Below are 15,265 nucleotides of genomic sequence, written 5' to 3'. Positions count from 1 at the left end.
TGCCTGGGCGCGACGACTCCGGCGAACGGTACGTGGCAGCAGCTGGGCTGGCAGTGGAACCTCGACTACGTCGTGGACCCGCACCAGAACCTGGTGACCTACCGCTACGAGCAGGAGGACAACTACTACGGGCGTGGCGGTGGCCAGAACGGCGGCACCGGCACCAACACGAAGTACCAGCGCGGCTCCTACCCGACCTGGATCGGCTACGGCCAGCGCCTCCCCGAGCAGATAGCGGCCAAGGGCATGGCCAAGCCGGCCGCGCAGGTGGTCATCACCAACGCCGAACGCTGTGTTGTGATCGGGACGGTCACCTGCACGGACACCGCCCAGCGCGTCAAGGCCAACGCCAAGTCCTGGCCCGACACTCCGATCGACCAGGAATGCCCGGCCACCGGCCAGTGCCTGAACCTCTCCCCGACGTATTTCACGACGAAGAAGTTCCCGCAGATCTACACCGAGGTGTGGACGGGTACGGGCTGGCGTCGGGTCGACACCTATGACCTGAAGCAGTCGTTCCAGGACCCGGGCGACGGTACGTCCCCGACGCTGTGGGTCGACTCGATCCAGCGGACGGGCTCGAACAACAAGACCGCGATTAAGCTCCCCGCGGTGTCGTTCCAGGCGACGCAGTTCCCCAACCGCGTGGACGGCGTCGTCCGCCGCCCCGACGGTACGGATGCCTCGGCTCCGAGCTACCGGCGTCCGCGGATCCAGACGATCACCACCGAGACCGGTGGCCAGATCAACGTCGCCTACAAGGCCCCGGAATGCTCCCGCCTCGCGGGCACGATGCCGTCCTCGGAGGACGGCAACACGATGGCCTGCATGCCGGTCAAGTGGTACCTGCCCGGCCAGTCCTTCGCGGACCCGGTCAACGACTGGTTCAACAAGGTCATCGTCCAGTCCGTCACCGAACAGGACAAGGTCGGCGGCCAGGTCTCCAAGGTCACCGACTACGAGTACGGCGGCGGCATCGCCTGGCACCGCAACGACTCCGAGTTCGCCGACCCCAAGACCCGCACCTGGGACCAGTTCCGCGGCTACGCCACCGTCACCATGAAGACCGGTAACGGCAACGCGAGCGAAGCCCCGCGGACGAAGAACGTCACCACCTACCTGCGCGGTATGGACGGCGACGTCCTGGCCAACGGCACCAAGCGCAGCATCAACGTCACCGACACCCAGGGCGGGACGATCAAGGACGAAGAAGTCCTGTCCGGCTTCGTCCGCCAGAGCCAGACCTACGACCGCGACGGCGGCGTGGTGATCTCCGACGAGGTCACCACTCCGTGGATCGGCCCGGTCACCGCGACCCGCAACCAGTCGGCGGGGATGCCGCCGATCACGGCCCGAGCGGTGAACACGGCGAAGGTCACCACTCGTTCGAAACTTGCCAACGGAAGCTGGCGCACCGCCGAGCGTTCGTCGACGTATGACACCACGCTCACGACCCGGCCCCTCCAGGTCGACGACAACAGCGACACCTCCCGCACGGACCAGCGTCTGTGCACCACCTTCGAGTACCCGACCGGCCCGGGCGGCGCGGTCACGGAGCTTGCCTCCCGCACCCTGGTCATCTCCGGTGTCTGTGGTCAGACCCCGACCGCGGCCAACACCGTGGGCGACACCCGCTCGTACTTCGACGGTCTGCCCTACGGCCAGGTCGGAGCGACGGCCGACGGCACGGGCACCGAGGTCCTGGAGAAGTACGACGGGACCGGCAAGCCGGTCTACCGTCTCAACTCCACCTCCACCTACGACGCCTATGGCCGCGTCACCAGCAACACCAACAAGGTCCGCACCGACGCCACCCACCCGGGCGGCGCCGTCACCACGACCGAGTACTCCCCGGCCACCGGTGTCCTGCCCGACAAGGTGACCCACACCAACCCGCTGGGCTGGAAGTCCACCACCACGCTCGACATCGGCCGCTCGCAGCCGCTGAAGACCACCGACGAGAACAACCACGTCGCCGAACGCGAGTACGACGCCCTCGGCCGGGTCACCTCCATCTGGCAGCCCGGCCAGGAACGCGCCAACAGCGCGCTCCCGGTGCGCAAGTTCTCGTACATGATGAACGGCACGAACGCGCCGTCCGCCGTTCTGAGCCAGGCGCTCATGAACGACAACACCTACACCTCCAGCTACTCCATCTACGACGGCCTCGGCCGGGTCCGCCAGACCCAGGCCAGCGCACCCTCCGGTGTCGCCGGCCGGATGATCACGGACGCCCTGTTCGACTCCCACGGCTGGCAGACCAAGACCAGCGCCGCCTACTACACCGACCAGGGCGCACCGTCCGCGGCAGTCTTCCTGCCCAACGGCGGCGTCCAGCCCGACAGCAAGATCCCGGCGCAGACCGTCTCCGTCTTCGACGGCCTCGGCCGCGTCACCGACACGATCAAGCAGTCCTTCGGCGTGGAGCAGTCCCGCTCCAAGACCGAATACCCCGGCGTCGACGAGACACGCGAGACCCCGCCGGCCGGTGGTTTCGCCACGGCGACCATCACCAACGGCACCACCTCGATCCTTCGCCAGTACAAGGCCAACACGCCCACCGGCGCGTACGACGACACGACCTACCTGTCCAACCCGCAGGGCAAGGAACTGTCGCGGAAGGACTCCGCCGGCAACGAGTGGACCTTCACCTACGACCTCCTCGGCCGAGTGGTCAAGACCACCGACCCGGATGCCGGGATCAGCACGACCGTCTACGACGACAAGAAGAACCTCACCACCACCACGGACGCCCGCTTCAAGAGCGCCACCGTGGAGGCCGACCTCCTCGGCCGGACCGTCGCGACGTACGAGGGTACGACCGCCGACCCCGCCAAGCAGGTCGGCGCCTTCACCTACGACACCAAGAAGCTCGGCAAGCCCGACGCCACCACCCGTTACGTGGGCGGCAAGACCGGCAGCGCCTACGTCACGGAGGTCACCGGCTACGACGGCGGCTACCGCCCCCTCGGCACCAAGGTCACCATCCCGGCGTCGGAGAAGGAACTCGCCGGTACGTACCAGACGACCAACACCTACGACGCCTACGGGCAGCTGAAGACCGCGGCCCTGCCCGGCATCCCCAAGGCCGGACTCGGCGTCGAGACGCTGACGTTCGGCACCGACGTCGCGGGCAACACCACGTCGCTCAGTGGCAAGATCGGCCTCGCCCGGACCCCGTACCTCGTGGACATGCGCTACGACCCCTACGGCCGGGCCATCCGCAGCACCGTCGGTGACACCGGCATGCAGGTCGTCTCCACGGTCGACTTCGACGCGGGCACCGGTCGGGCCGTCCGCTCGACCCTGGACAAGCAGACCGCCGCAACGGCCAGCGTGGACGTCCTGGACTACACCTACAACAAGGTCGGCCGACTCACCTCGATCGGTGACACCCAGGACGGCACCGGCCGCGACCTGCAGTGCTTCACCCACGACTACCTCGGGCGCCTGACCCAGGCCTGGACCGACACCGGCACCCAGACCACCGCTCCGGCGCCCAGCGTCCGCGGCATCGGCGGCTGCACCAACGCGTCCGGCCCGGCCGTCGACGGCACGGGCAAGCCCAGTGTCGGTGGTCCTGCTCCGTACTGGCAGCAGTACGAGTACGACCAGATGGGCAACCGCAAGAAGCTGGTGAAGAAGGACGTCACCGGCAACGCGGCCAAGGACGTCACCGTCACCCAGACGTTCGGGCCGAAGAACAACACCCCGAGCTCCGACCCCCAGACGGGCGGAGGCACGGGCGGTCCGCACGCGCTGATGACCTCGACCGAGACCGGCCCGTCCGGCACCAAGGTCATCTCCTACACCTACGACCAGTCCGGCAACACGACCGGCATCACCAACACCGCCGGCACCAAGGCCCTGACCTGGAACGGCCAGGGCAAGCTCGACAAGATCGTCGGTACCGGTGAGAGCGCCGGCACCAGCTACCTCTACGACACCGATGGCAACCAGCTCATCCGCCGCGACCCCACCAGCACCACGCTGAACCTCGGCTCCGACCAGATCACTCTGGACACCGCCAGCGGCAAGGTCTCCAACGTCCGCACCTACGGCCTGCCGGGCGGCCTGTCCGTCACCCGCACCACCAGCACCACCAGCGGCTCCACGCTCACCTACCAGAGCTCGGACCACCACGGCACCGGCGGAGTCCAGTTCAAGGCCTCCGACCTCAGCCACGTCCGCCGGGCGTCCGACCCGTTCGGCAACGAACGCGGCACCCAGCCCGCCCTCGGCGCATGGGCCGGCGACAAGGGATTCGTCGGCGGCACCAAGGAGAAGTCCACCGGATTCACCCTCCTGGGCGCCCGCGAATACGACCCCACCACCGGACGCTTCATCAGCGCCGACCCGATCATCAACGCGAACAACCCCCAGCAGTGGAACGCGTACAGCTACTCCGAGAACGATCCTGTCAACAAGTCCGACCCGACGGGCCTGGAGAGCTGTTTCGGAGCCGGCTACTGCTCGGGCAGCAACGGCTCGGACCTCGGCTCCACGTACGACCCGGACTGGTACGAAAAGCACCCCGGACAATCCGAAGACGGCCCGTCCGACACAGAGCTCAAGGCGTCCACGAAGAAGGTCTCCGACGCCAAGAAGAAGCGCGACAAGCTCATTGACGAAGTCGTCGACATGGTCGGCGACCTGATCGGATACAACGACGCCCGGGACTGCTTCACCAAGGGCGACGTCATGGCCTGCATCAACACGGCCCTGAACTTCGTCCCCTGGGGCAAGCTCGTCAAGGCCGTCAAGATCGGCATCAAGGCCTTCAAGGTCTACAAGGAACTGAACAAGGCCTACGACGCCATCCACGAGGCCGAACGCGGAGCCGCCAAGGCCGCCGAGGCCTACAGCACGGCGAAGAAGGCGTTCAAGGAAGCCCGCGACGCGGAAGCCAAGGCCGCCAAATCCGCATCGGAGAAAGCCGCCAAGGAATCAGCCACCGACAGCGCCGGAACAGAGGCCAAGGGGGTAGCGGACGAAGCCGACGCCGCGAAGGCCGATAGCGGCAGTTCGCGCGATTCCTCCTCGGGTCCGTCCTGCGAGAAGAAGAACAGCTTCCCCACCGGCACGCACGTCCAGATGGCCGACGGCAGCACCAAGAACATCGAAGACGTCCGTGTCGGCGACACGGTGATGGCCACGGACCCCCAGACGGGCGAAACACACCCCAAGCAGGTCACCGCCACCATCGCCACCCCCGACGACAAGGAATTCACCGACCTCACCCTCACCGACGAGGCCAGCCCTCGCGGCCCGCCTGCGAAGATCACCTCCACCTCTCACCACCCCTACTGGAGCGAAACCCGCCACCAGTGGATCGATGCCGGCGAGCTCAAGGCCGGCGAGCAACTTCTCCAGCCCGACGGCACCACTCTCACGGTCACGGCCAGCCGTAGCTACCGCTACGCCGTCACCACCCACAACTTCACCGTCGACGACTTCCACACGTACTACGTCCTGGCAGGCGCCGCTCCGGTTCTGGTCCACAACTGTCCCGCAGCAGGGGACGACGGCGGTCCCGAGATCGTTCGGGGGCGTGGACGGGCCTCTCAAGATCCGTCCGAGCTGCCTGATCTTGTCGATCCGAGCAATGGCGGATACCACACACCCCGGGGAACCCGGTCTCATTCCGAGCCGGGCACCACGAGGCGGGCCAGTCAAGCTGTCGGTGACGAAGCCCAGACCCGGTCCTCAACTGTTTCCCGGGCGCCGACGTACGCAGAAAAGATGGCAGATCTGGCAGATTCCAGTGGCGCGTCCGGCGGTATCGTGGAGGCCGCCGCTGCGGCCAGTCTCGTCGGGTGGCGTGCCTGGCAATTCTTGAAGGGATGGCTGAATGGGCGTCGTAGTTAGCGAAGCGCGTGCCATTTTGGACGAGTTCACCCGCGACGGCCGACTGTCACCGAACTCGTCGAAGCGTGCAAATTGGGGGGACTGGGAGCAGGTTACGCCGGCATGGGTTCTCCTCTTCAGTCTCAAAGCCTTGGTTCTCTTTCGCTGGGAAGAAGGCCGTACTGGGCCGGAGGTTGTCCCTGGGGCTCCTGCCGGGCTGCCGCGCAAGGATGTCGACGGTCTGGTAGAGGTGCTCCGGGGCAACCTTTCGGCGGCCCGTGCCGCCCGGGCGAACGGAGTGTTGACCCTCGAGCGGGTTCTGGCTCTGCTGGTACACGTCATTGCCGAGGAAGCGATGACGGGTGAAGAAGTCGGTGTTCTTCTGGAGTCGGCGCAGGCAATGAATGAGGAGGCTCTCCAATCCGGGGACCTGCTACGGCCGCCGTACCGCGGCGTGGACGTCGGTCCGTGGGACATCGGTGAGACGGGCTGGCAGACGATGGACCTGCTCGATCTCGGCGGACTGAAGGTCCCGCGCAGAGACGTGCGCAAGGTGGAGCTCAATCAGTTGCGCTCCGGCGAGGAGTACGGCGAGGTGGTCCTCTTCCGTGACACGACCGCGAGCTTGCAACTTCAGGCCTTCAGGACATCCGAGGAGGCGGAATGGGCGAGGATCTGTACCCGGCTCGAATCAGATGTCCGCGGACGCGGCGGCGAGGTCGAGCGATGGTCCGGCCGGGCGGGAGTCGAGCTGAGAGCGGTGATTCCAGTTGTCGGTGACGCCCGTGGGCGGGACACGATGACGGTGCGTTTCCTCGGCTGCGACGGTCCGGGATGGCTTCTGAGGGGGGTGGTGAGCGGAGAGGTGGCACAGGACGACAGTCGTGACGATTGGGCGTACCGCTGCTTTGAGAGCGTCGTGGTAACCCCCTCTTTCGAGGCGTACACGCCGGCCGTTTCCTCCTCGCCCACCAGCTACTCCGCGAGTGTTCCGCGTGGGATGGATCGGGTGATTCCCTTGCAATTCCCCGAATGAACTAGATCGGGAAGGTTCGAACCGATCGGTTTCCCCTTGTGAAAACCCGATGGGGCGTGACTCGAAGAGTCACGCCCCATCGGCGCTGTTGCGGGCTACACGGAATGCCGCGTCAGCACTCGATGACGTTGACCGCCAGGCCGCCGCGGGCGGTTTCCTTGTACTTGACCTTCATGTCGGCGCCCGTCTCCTTCATGGTCTTGATGACCTTGTCGAGGGAGACCTTGTGGGTGCCGTCGCCGCGCATGGCCATCTTGGCCGCGGTGACGGCCTTGACCGCCGCCATGCCGTTGCGCTCGATGCAGGGGATCTGGACGAGGCCGCCGACCGGGTCGCAGGTGAGGCCGAGGTTGTGCTCCATGCCGATCTCGGCCGCGTTCTCGACCTGCTCCGGGGTGCCGCCCAGGACCTCGGCCAGTGCGCCGGCCGCCATCGAGCAGGCCGAGCCGACCTCGCCCTGGCAGCCGACCTCGGCGCCGGAGATCGAGGCGTTCTCCTTGAAGAGCATGCCGATCGCGCCCGCGGCGAGGAGGAAGCGGACCACGCCGTCCTCGTCCGCGCCCGGCACGAAGTTCATGTAGTAGTGCAGGACCGCTGGGAGGACGCCCGCCGCGCCGTTCGTCGGGGCGGTGACGACGCGGCCGCCGGCCGCGTTCTCCTCGTTGACCGCCATCGCGTAGATGGTCGCCCACTCGCTGCGGTGCATCATCGGGTCGCCCTCGGTGCGCAGCTGGCGCGCCGTGGAGGCGGCCCGGCGCTTGACCCGCAGGCCGCCGGGGAGGATGCCCTCGCGGGACATGCCGCGCGAGACGCAGGCCTGCATGACGCGCCAGATCTCCAGGAGGCCCTCGCGGATCTCGTCCTCGGTGCGCCAGGCCTTCTCGTTCTCCAGCATCATCGAGGAGATCGACAGGCCGGTCTCGTTCGCGAGGCGGAGCATCTCGTCGCCACTGCGGAAGGGGTACTTCAGCGGGGTGTCGTCGAGCTTGATCCGGTCCTCGCCGACGGCGTCCTCGTCCACGACGAACCCGCCGCCGACCGAGTAGTAGGTCTTCTCCAGCAGCGGGGTGCCCGCCTCGTCGTACGCGAAGAGCGTCATGCCGTTCGCGTGGTACGGGAGCGAGCGCCGGCGGTGCAGGATCAGCTGGTTCGGCTCGTCGAAGTCGATCTCGTGGCCGTCACCTATTTCCGTGCCCAGCAGGCGCAGGCGGCCGCTCTGGCGGATGCGCTCGACCTCGGCGTCGGCGGTCTCCACGTTCACGGTGCGGGGGGAATGGCCCTCCAGGCCCAGCAGGACCGCCTTGGGGGTGCCGTGGCCGTGCCCGGTGGCGCCGAGCGAGCCGAAGAGCTCGGCGCGGACCGAGGCGGTCTGGGCGAGGACGCCGTCCTTCTTGAGCCGGGTGGCGAACATGCGCGCGGCGCGCATCGGTCCGACGGTGTGGGAGGAAGAGGGACCGATGCCGATCGAGAAGAGATCGAAGACGGAGATGGCCACGGTTGCGGACTCCTATGTCTGCTCGTGGGTGGGAAGCGTGGGCAGGAGGGGTGGATCGGGTTGATCAGGGGGATCGGGTTGATCGGGGCGATCTGCGGATTTTGTCCGGCAGCCGAGCTTAACGCGGTGAGGTGAACGGCTCGGCCGCCGGACGGGTCGGGAGGGGGTCGCTCAGGCGTGGGTCAGTTCGCGCTCCGGTGCGCCGGCAGCGTCGGCCCGCTCGGCGGGGGAGTCCAGGACCGGGTCCGGGCCCGGCAGGCCCGCGTAGTGGGCCTTGACGCCGGACCGTACGGCCCAGAAGTAGAAGCCCAGGGCCGAGACGGCGACGACGGCGATGTCCACGCCGCCGGGGATGAACCCGTGGCCTCCGAATTCGGGGCTGCCGAGCGCCGACAGCGTGCCCAGCCACAGCAGGAAGGTGATCAGCCACCAGGCCGGGGCGAACTGCTCGGCCAGGTTCTTCTCGCCCTTGCGCCTCAGCACCACGGCCGCGATCGGGGCGGCGACCAGGGTGAGCAGCACCACCTTGCCGGTGTCCGGCCACTTGGACCAGTACAGGGCGCAGGCGGCGAAGGCGAAGGTGATCGGGCAGAGGATCCTGGCCGCCGGCAGGCGGAAGGGGCGCGGCAGCCCGGGCTTGGTCCTGCGGAAGACGCCGACCGCGATGGGGCCGATCAGGTACGAGACCACCATCGCGGCGGAGACCACGCCGGCCAGGGCCTCCCAGCTGTGGCCGACGGTGACCAGCAGCAGGATCGAGAAGCCGAGGTTCAGCCACATCGCGGGACGCGCGGTGCCGTACCTCGGGTGGACCTCGCGGATCTTCTTCGGGAAGAAGCCGGTGTCCGCGAGGTTCTGCGCCATGTACGAGGCCGAGGCGACGTTGCCGATGTTGGCCCCGGACGGGGAGATGAAGGCGCCGAACTGGAGCATCGTGACGACCCAGTGCAGCATCAGCATCTTGGCGAGGTCGGCGAACGGCGAGGAGAAGTTGATGCCGCTCCAGCCGCCGGCCTCGGCCAGCCTCGTAGGCGGGACGCCGCCGATGAAGGCGATCTGCAGGGCCAGGTAGATGACCAGGCCCAGGGAGAGCGCGCCGACCAGTGCCAGCGGAATGGCGCGGCCGGGGTTCTTGGCGGCGCCGCCGAGGTTGACGACGGCCTGGAAGCCGTTGAAGGCGAAGACCACGCCGGAGGTGGTGACGGCGGTCATGACCGCGGACCAGCCGTTGGGCGCGAAGCCGCCGTGGTCGGTGAAGTTGCCGGTGTGGAAGCCGGAGGCGATCAGGGCGATCACGGCCAGCACCGGAATGGCGAACTTGACGAGGGTGAGGAGGTTGTTCGCCTTGGCGAGCAGGGCGACCGACCAGTAGCAGGCCAGCCACAGCGCCACCGTCAGGAACAGCGCCATCGCCATGCCGGAGGTGGTCAGGCCGCCGTTCTCGACGAGGCCCTTGGCCCAGCCGAAGTTCCAGGAGGACATGTACTGCGTACCGGCGATGGACTCGATCGGGATCAGCGCGGCGATGGCGATCCAGACCGCCCAGCCGGTGATGAAGCCCAGGACCGGCCCGTGCGAGATGGTGCCGAAGCGGGCCATCGAGCCGGGCAGCGGGTAGGCGGCGCCCACCTCCGCGTAGGTCATGGCGATCATGCCGATGAAGACGGCGCCGATGACCCAGGCGATGATCGCCGCGGGACCCGCGACCGCCGCTGCCTGCCCCGCGCCGAAGAGCCACCCCGAGCCGAAGATCGAGCCGAGCCCCATCATGATCAGGGCGAAGAGACTGAGTCCCTTCTTGTTCGCTGCACTCATGTCCATGGGGTGTGCTGTCCGTCCTGCCAGGGGGTGCGGTCTTTCCTTTATCCGGAGCCTATTTGCCATTAATTGGAGGATTCAGTGGCACTAGGTCGCCTCCACCTGGGGCTTTGGTCATGAAAGAGGCCCGGCCCTGTGCAAAACAAGGCCGGGCCCTCTCAGGCCGGCGCCTAGAGCGTCGGGTACAGCGGGAACTTCGCGGCGAGCGCCGAGACGCGCGCCTTCAGGTCGTCCGCGTCGTATGCCGGCTTCAGCGCCTGCGCGATGATCTCGGCGACCTCGGTGAAGGCCTCGGCGTCGAAACCGCGGGTGGCCAGCGCCGGCGTACCGATCCGCAGACCCGAGGTGACCATCGGCGGCCGCGGGTCGTTCGGGATGGCGTTGCGGTTGACCGTGATGCCGACCTCGTGGAGGCGGTCCTCGGCCTGCTGGCCGTCCAGCTCGGAGTTGCGCAGGTCGACCAGGACCAGGTGCACGTCGGTGCCGCCGGTGAGGACGTCCACGCCCACGGCCTTGACGTCGTCCTGGACCAGGCGGGCGGCGAGGATCTTCGCACCCTCCAGGGTGCGCTCCTGGCGCTCCTTGAACGCGGGCGAGGCCGCGACCAGGAAGGAGACGGCCTTCGCCGCGATCACGTGCTCCAGCGGGCCGCCCTGCTGACCCGGGAAGACCGCGGAGTTGATCTTCTTGGCCAGCTCCTGCGTCGACAGGATGACACCGCCGCGCGGACCGCCGAGGGTCTTGTGCGTGGTGGTGGTCACGACGTGGGCGTGCGGCACCGGGTTCGGGTGCAGACCCGCGGCGACCAGGCCGGCGAAGTGCGCCATGTCGACCATCAGGTACGCGCCGACCTCGTCCGCGATGCGGCGGAAGGCGGCGAAGTCGAGCTGGCGCGGGTAGGCGGACCAGCCCGCGACGATCAGCTGCGGCTTGGACTCCTTGGCGAGGCGCTCGACCTCGGCCATGTCGACCTCGCCGGTCTCGTCGACGTGGTAGGGGACCACGTTGTAGAGCTTGCCGGAGAAGTTGATCTTCATGCCGTGGGTCAGGTGACCGCCGTGGGCCAGGTTCAGGCCCATGATGGTGTCGCCCGGCTTCAGCAGCGCGAACATCGCGGCGGCGTTGGCCTGGGCGCCCGAGTGGGGCTGCACGTTCGCGGCCTCGGCGCCGAAGAGCGCCTTGATGCGGTCGATCGCGATCTGCTCGACCACGTCGACGTGCTCGCAGCCGCCGTAGTAGCGGCGGCCGGGGTAGCCCTCGGCGTACTTGTTGGTCAGGACCGAGCCCTGGGCCTCCATGACGGCGACCGGAGCGAAGTTCTCCGACGCGATCATTTCCAGGGTGGACTGCTGGCGCACGAGTTCGGCGTCGACGGCGGCGGCGACGTCCGGGTCGAGCTCGTGGAGGGGAGTGTTCAGTACAGACATCAGGGTTCCCTGGGTCAGTTGCCGGAGGTGAGCTTGTCGTACTCGTCGGAGGAGAGCAGGTCGTCCTGCTCCACCGTGACGCGCACCTTGAAGAGCCAGCCACCCTCGAACGGGGCCGAGTTCACCAGGGCCGGGTCGTCGATGACGTCCTGGTTGGACTCGACGACCTCGCCGGTGACGGGGGAGTACAGGTCGCTGACCGACTTGGTCGACTCCAGCTCGCCGCAGGTCTCGCCCGCGGTCACCGTGTCACCCACCTCGGGAAGCTGGGCGTAGACGACGTCACCGAGCGCGTTGGCCGCGAACTCCGTGATGCCGACCGTCGAGACGCCGTCCTCGGCGACCGACAGCCACTCGTGCTCCTTGCTGTAACGCAGCTGCTGGGGGTTGCTCATGACCTGATTCTCCTGGATGCGGGGGAGTGGATACGAACGGTGGTCCTGCAGAGGTCCTGCAGACGGCGCGGGGCGCCGAGGTGCGGTACGGGGCTACTTCTGCCGCTTGTAGAACGGCAGGGCCACGACCTCGTACGCCTCATGCGTACCGCGAATGTCCACGCCGACGCCGGAGGTGCCGGGCGCGGCGTGTGCCGCGTCGACATAGGCCATCGCGATCGGCTTGCCCAGCGTCGGGGACGGGGCGCCCGAGGTGACCTCGCCGACGACCTGGCCGTCGAAGGTCACGGAGAAGCCGGCGCGCGGAACGCGGCGGCCCTCGGCGATCAGGCCGACCAGCTTGCGCGGCGGGTTGGTCGCGGCGCGCTCGGCGGCGGCCTCCAGGGCGGCGCGGCCGACGAAGTCGCCCTCCTTCTCGAACTTCACGACCCGGCCCAGCCCCGCGTCGAACGGGGTGAGCGAGGTGGTCAGCTCGTGCCCGTACAGCGGCATGCCCGCTTCCAGGCGCAGGGTGTCGCGGCAGGACAGGCCGGCCGGGACCAGGCCGACGCCCTCGCCCGCCTTGGTCAGCGCCTGCCACAGCTCCACGGCGTGCTCGGGGGCGACGAACAGCTCGAAGCCGTCCTCGCCCGTGTAGCCGGTACGCGCGATCAGCGCGGGCACCCCGGCGACCGTGCCGGGCAGGCCGGCGTAGTACTTCAGCCCGTCCAGGTCGGCGTCGGTGAGGGAGGCGAGGATGCCGGGGGACTCCGGACCCTGCACCGCGATCAGCGCGTACGCGTCGCGGTCGTCGCGGACCTCGGCGTCGAAGCCGGCGGCGCGCTCGGTGATCGCGTCCAGGACGACCTGGGCGTTGGAGGCGTTCGCGACGACCATGAACTCGGTCTCGCCGAGGCGGTAGACGATCAGGTCGTCGAGGATTCCGCCGTCTTCCTGGCAGATGTGCGTGTAGCGGGCGCGGCCGACGCCGACGGTGGAGATGTTGCCGACCAGGGCGTAGTCCAGGACCTTGACGGCCTCGGGGCCGGTCAGCGTGATCTCGCCCATGTGGGACAGGTCGAACAGGCCGGCCTTGGTGCGGACGGCGTTGTGCTCGTCGCGCTCGCTGCCGTACCGCAGGGGCATGTCCCAGCCCGCGAAATCGGTCATGGTCGCACCGAGCGAACGGTGCAGCGCATCGAGGGCGGTCAGGCGGGGGGCAGTGCTCATGGGTGTGGCTCCCGGGTCCCAGGGCATGACATGACGAGGAGGAGTTCCTCCCCATCTGTCATCGGAACCTGAGAGGTTCGCCGAGAGTTCCCCGCTTCCAGGGGAAGGCCATCGACTTGCACCTTGGGTGGAGCCGTCGCCTCAGCCCTCACGGGCGGTGGCGCGGCTCGCTTTTCAGATCTGCCTCATCCACGCGGTACGGGGCCTGAGAGATTCAAGGGAGGTACTTGCTCCTTCGGCGCCCGGGCACCGCCTTGCGGCGTGCCGGGACTCTCCCGCGCGGATTCAAGCGGCCGGTATGCAGTTAGGTGTCCAGATGGCGCACATCATTGCACGGCGTGCGGCCGAATGGGGGAGGGGGTCCGCAAGCGGAGCGGAACCGGCGCTGCCGGATTACCGTCTCTTTACACTCAGGGGGAACGGGTCCAGGTGACCCGTATCGGGGGAGGCGAGCACTGTGCGGAGATTCGGAGTACTGGCGACGACGACGGGCACCGGCACCGTCGAGGGTGCGGTGTCCGGGGTGCCGACGCAGCGCGGCGTCGTACGGGATCCCGCGGCGGGCGGTGCGGCGGGCGAGCCCGGAGTCGTACGGGACCTGCGCGGAGCCCAGGGCCCGCGACGGCTCCGCTTCGCCGCCGGGGACGTCGTGGTGGTCTCCGGACTGCCCGGCGGCGGCAAGACCACCCTGATCAAGCGGGCCGCGGAGGGCGGCGGCATCGACTCCCAGGACGCCCGCGAGCGCTGGGAGCGCCGGATGCCGGCCGCCCTGCCCTACGCGGTGTACCGGCCGGCCGTCCGGATCGCGCACTACTGGGGCCTGTGGCGGGTGCTCCGCTCCGGGGCCCCGGCCGTCGTCCACGACTGCGGTACGCAGAGCTGGGTACGGGCGCTGCTGGCCTCCGCGGCCCGGCGGCGCGGCCGCGCGCTGCACCTGGTGCTGCTGGACACCACCCCGGAGGAGGCCCGGGCCGGGCAGGCGGCACGGGGCCGGGGCGTGTCGGCGTACGCCTTCGCCCGGCACCGGGGCGCGGTGGCCCGGCTGCTGCGCGAGGCCGAGGCGGGCCGCCCGCCGGCCGGCTGCGCGTCGGTGACCCTCCTGGACCGCCCGGCGGCGTCCCGGCTGACGTCCATCGGCTTCCGCTAGCGGCGGTGAGCCGGCGGCGGCGCGCGGGCGGCGGAGCGACGGCGGCGGCGCGCGGGCGGCCCCCGGTGGAGGTGTCCCGGGCGCCCGTTAATCTCGGGGCGAGACCAAGGGCAAGCGAGCGGAGACGTACATGTGGCCGGGTAACGAGCTGGAGCAGGTGCTCGGGGCGGCGCTCGGACAGGCGGACGCCGGGGGGCGGATCCTGGAGGTGCTCGGGCGGAGCCACCTGTGGATCCCGCTGCCCGGCGGGGTGAACAGCCTGAGCCTGCCCACCATGGAGATCGACGGAGCCGCCTACGTGCCCGTCTACAGCTCCGAGGAGCAGTTCCGCGCCTGCGCCGGACCCACCATGGACTTCGCCGTCGCCCCCGCCGTGGACTTCGCCCGGGGCATGCCCCCGCAGCTCGGCCTCGCGGTCAACCCCGAGGGCTCCGTCGGCGTGCCCCTGCCCCCGCCCGCCGTCGCGGAACTCTGCCGCACCGGCCGCAGCCCGCTCGACGGCCCGGCCACCGGTGGCCGGGTCCGGCTCTTCGAGCCCGACTGGCAGGAGGACCCGGTCGAGTTCCTGACCGCCGCCGCGGAGGAGTTCCGGGCCACCGGAGTCGTCGCGTCCGCGCACCGCTGCCTCGCGAGCGTCGAGGGCGGCTCGCCGGAGCTCTACATCGGTGTCCATCTGGTGGGATGGGAGCCCGGGATGCGAAACGCCCCGATGGACGCGCTGGGCCGCGCCCTGACCCGCGTACCACCGCCCTGGCCGGTGCAGTTGATCCTGCTCGACGCCGCGGAAGACCCGGTCGTGGACTTCATCACCACGCGCGTACGCCCCTTCTACCTGCCGTAGTGACGCTTAAGCTGGTGGCCGACACGCGTGGACGACGGGCGGACGAACAG

Annotated in this window: 9 protein-coding genes and 1 riboswitch; of the genes, 4 read left to right on the top strand and 5 right to left on the bottom strand. The window is 68.9% G+C overall.

What is annotated here, in order from left to right; genetic code table 11:
* Nucleotides 1-5,868: polymorphic toxin-type HINT domain-containing protein (locus ABZY57_RS22830; RefSeq protein WP_356514706.1), on the top strand; the 5,868-nt coding region annotated here is incomplete at its 5' end.
* On the top strand, nt 5,852-6,883 hold the full coding sequence (locus tag ABZY57_RS22825; protein ID WP_356514704.1) for a DUF3710 domain-containing protein: 1,032 nt from the start codon (nt 5,852-5,854) through the stop codon (nt 6,881-6,883). The genes ABZY57_RS22830 and ABZY57_RS22825, both read left to right, overlap by 17 nt.
* 112 nt (nt 6,884-6,995) lie before the next feature.
* Here ABZY57_RS22825 and ABZY57_RS22820 read toward each other — a convergent pair whose 3' ends face one another.
* From ABZY57_RS22820 to gcvT, 5 genes are all read right to left on the bottom strand, one after another.
* A complete protein-coding gene (locus ABZY57_RS22820; RefSeq protein ID WP_356514702.1) occupies nt 6,996-8,378 on the bottom strand; it encodes an L-serine ammonia-lyase in 1,383 nt (460 codons plus the stop codon).
* A gap of 171 nt (nt 8,379-8,549) precedes the next feature.
* Nucleotides 8,550-10,199, bottom strand: a complete 1,650-nt coding sequence (locus ABZY57_RS22815) for an APC family permease (RefSeq protein WP_356514700.1) — start codon at nt 10,197-10,199, stop codon at nt 8,550-8,552.
* Nucleotides 10,200-10,366: 167 nt separating this feature from the next.
* Nucleotides 10,367-11,623: a serine hydroxymethyltransferase gene (gene glyA, locus ABZY57_RS22810; protein ID WP_356514698.1), complete on the bottom strand. Its 1,257-nt coding sequence runs from the start codon at nt 11,621-11,623 to the stop codon at nt 10,367-10,369.
* A gap of 14 nt (nt 11,624-11,637) precedes the next feature.
* Nucleotides 11,638-12,018: a glycine cleavage system protein GcvH gene (gene gcvH, locus ABZY57_RS22805; RefSeq protein ID WP_356514696.1), complete on the bottom strand. Its 381-nt coding sequence runs from the start codon at nt 12,016-12,018 to the stop codon at nt 11,638-11,640.
* A gap of 93 nt (nt 12,019-12,111) precedes the next feature.
* Nucleotides 12,112-13,227, bottom strand: a complete 1,116-nt coding sequence (gene gcvT / locus ABZY57_RS22800) for a glycine cleavage system aminomethyltransferase GcvT (protein WP_356514694.1) — start codon at nt 13,225-13,227, stop codon at nt 12,112-12,114.
* A gap of 184 nt (nt 13,228-13,411) precedes the next feature.
* Nucleotides 13,412-13,515: riboswitch (glycine riboswitch) on the bottom strand.
* A gap of 169 nt (nt 13,516-13,684) precedes the next feature.
* Here gcvT and ABZY57_RS22795 point away from each other — a divergent pair.
* Both ABZY57_RS22795 and ABZY57_RS22790 read left to right on the top strand, forming a co-directional pair.
* Nucleotides 13,685-14,374, top strand: coding sequence for an AAA family ATPase (locus tag ABZY57_RS22795; protein WP_356514692.1), 690 nt, complete (start codon nt 13,685-13,687; stop codon nt 14,372-14,374).
* 130 nt (nt 14,375-14,504) lie between these two features.
* Nucleotides 14,505-15,215, top strand: coding sequence for an enhanced serine sensitivity protein SseB (locus tag ABZY57_RS22790; RefSeq protein WP_356514690.1), 711 nt, complete (start codon nt 14,505-14,507; stop codon nt 15,213-15,215).
* Nucleotides 15,216-15,265 lie beyond the last annotated feature (50 nt).

This window comes from Streptomyces sp. NPDC006450 (assembly GCF_040612195.1).
In the GTDB taxonomy this organism is placed as follows: domain Bacteria; phylum Actinomycetota; class Actinomycetes; order Streptomycetales; family Streptomycetaceae; genus Streptomyces.
Note: the sequence above shows the minus strand (reverse complement) of the source record. Positions and strands in the feature narration are given on the sequence as shown.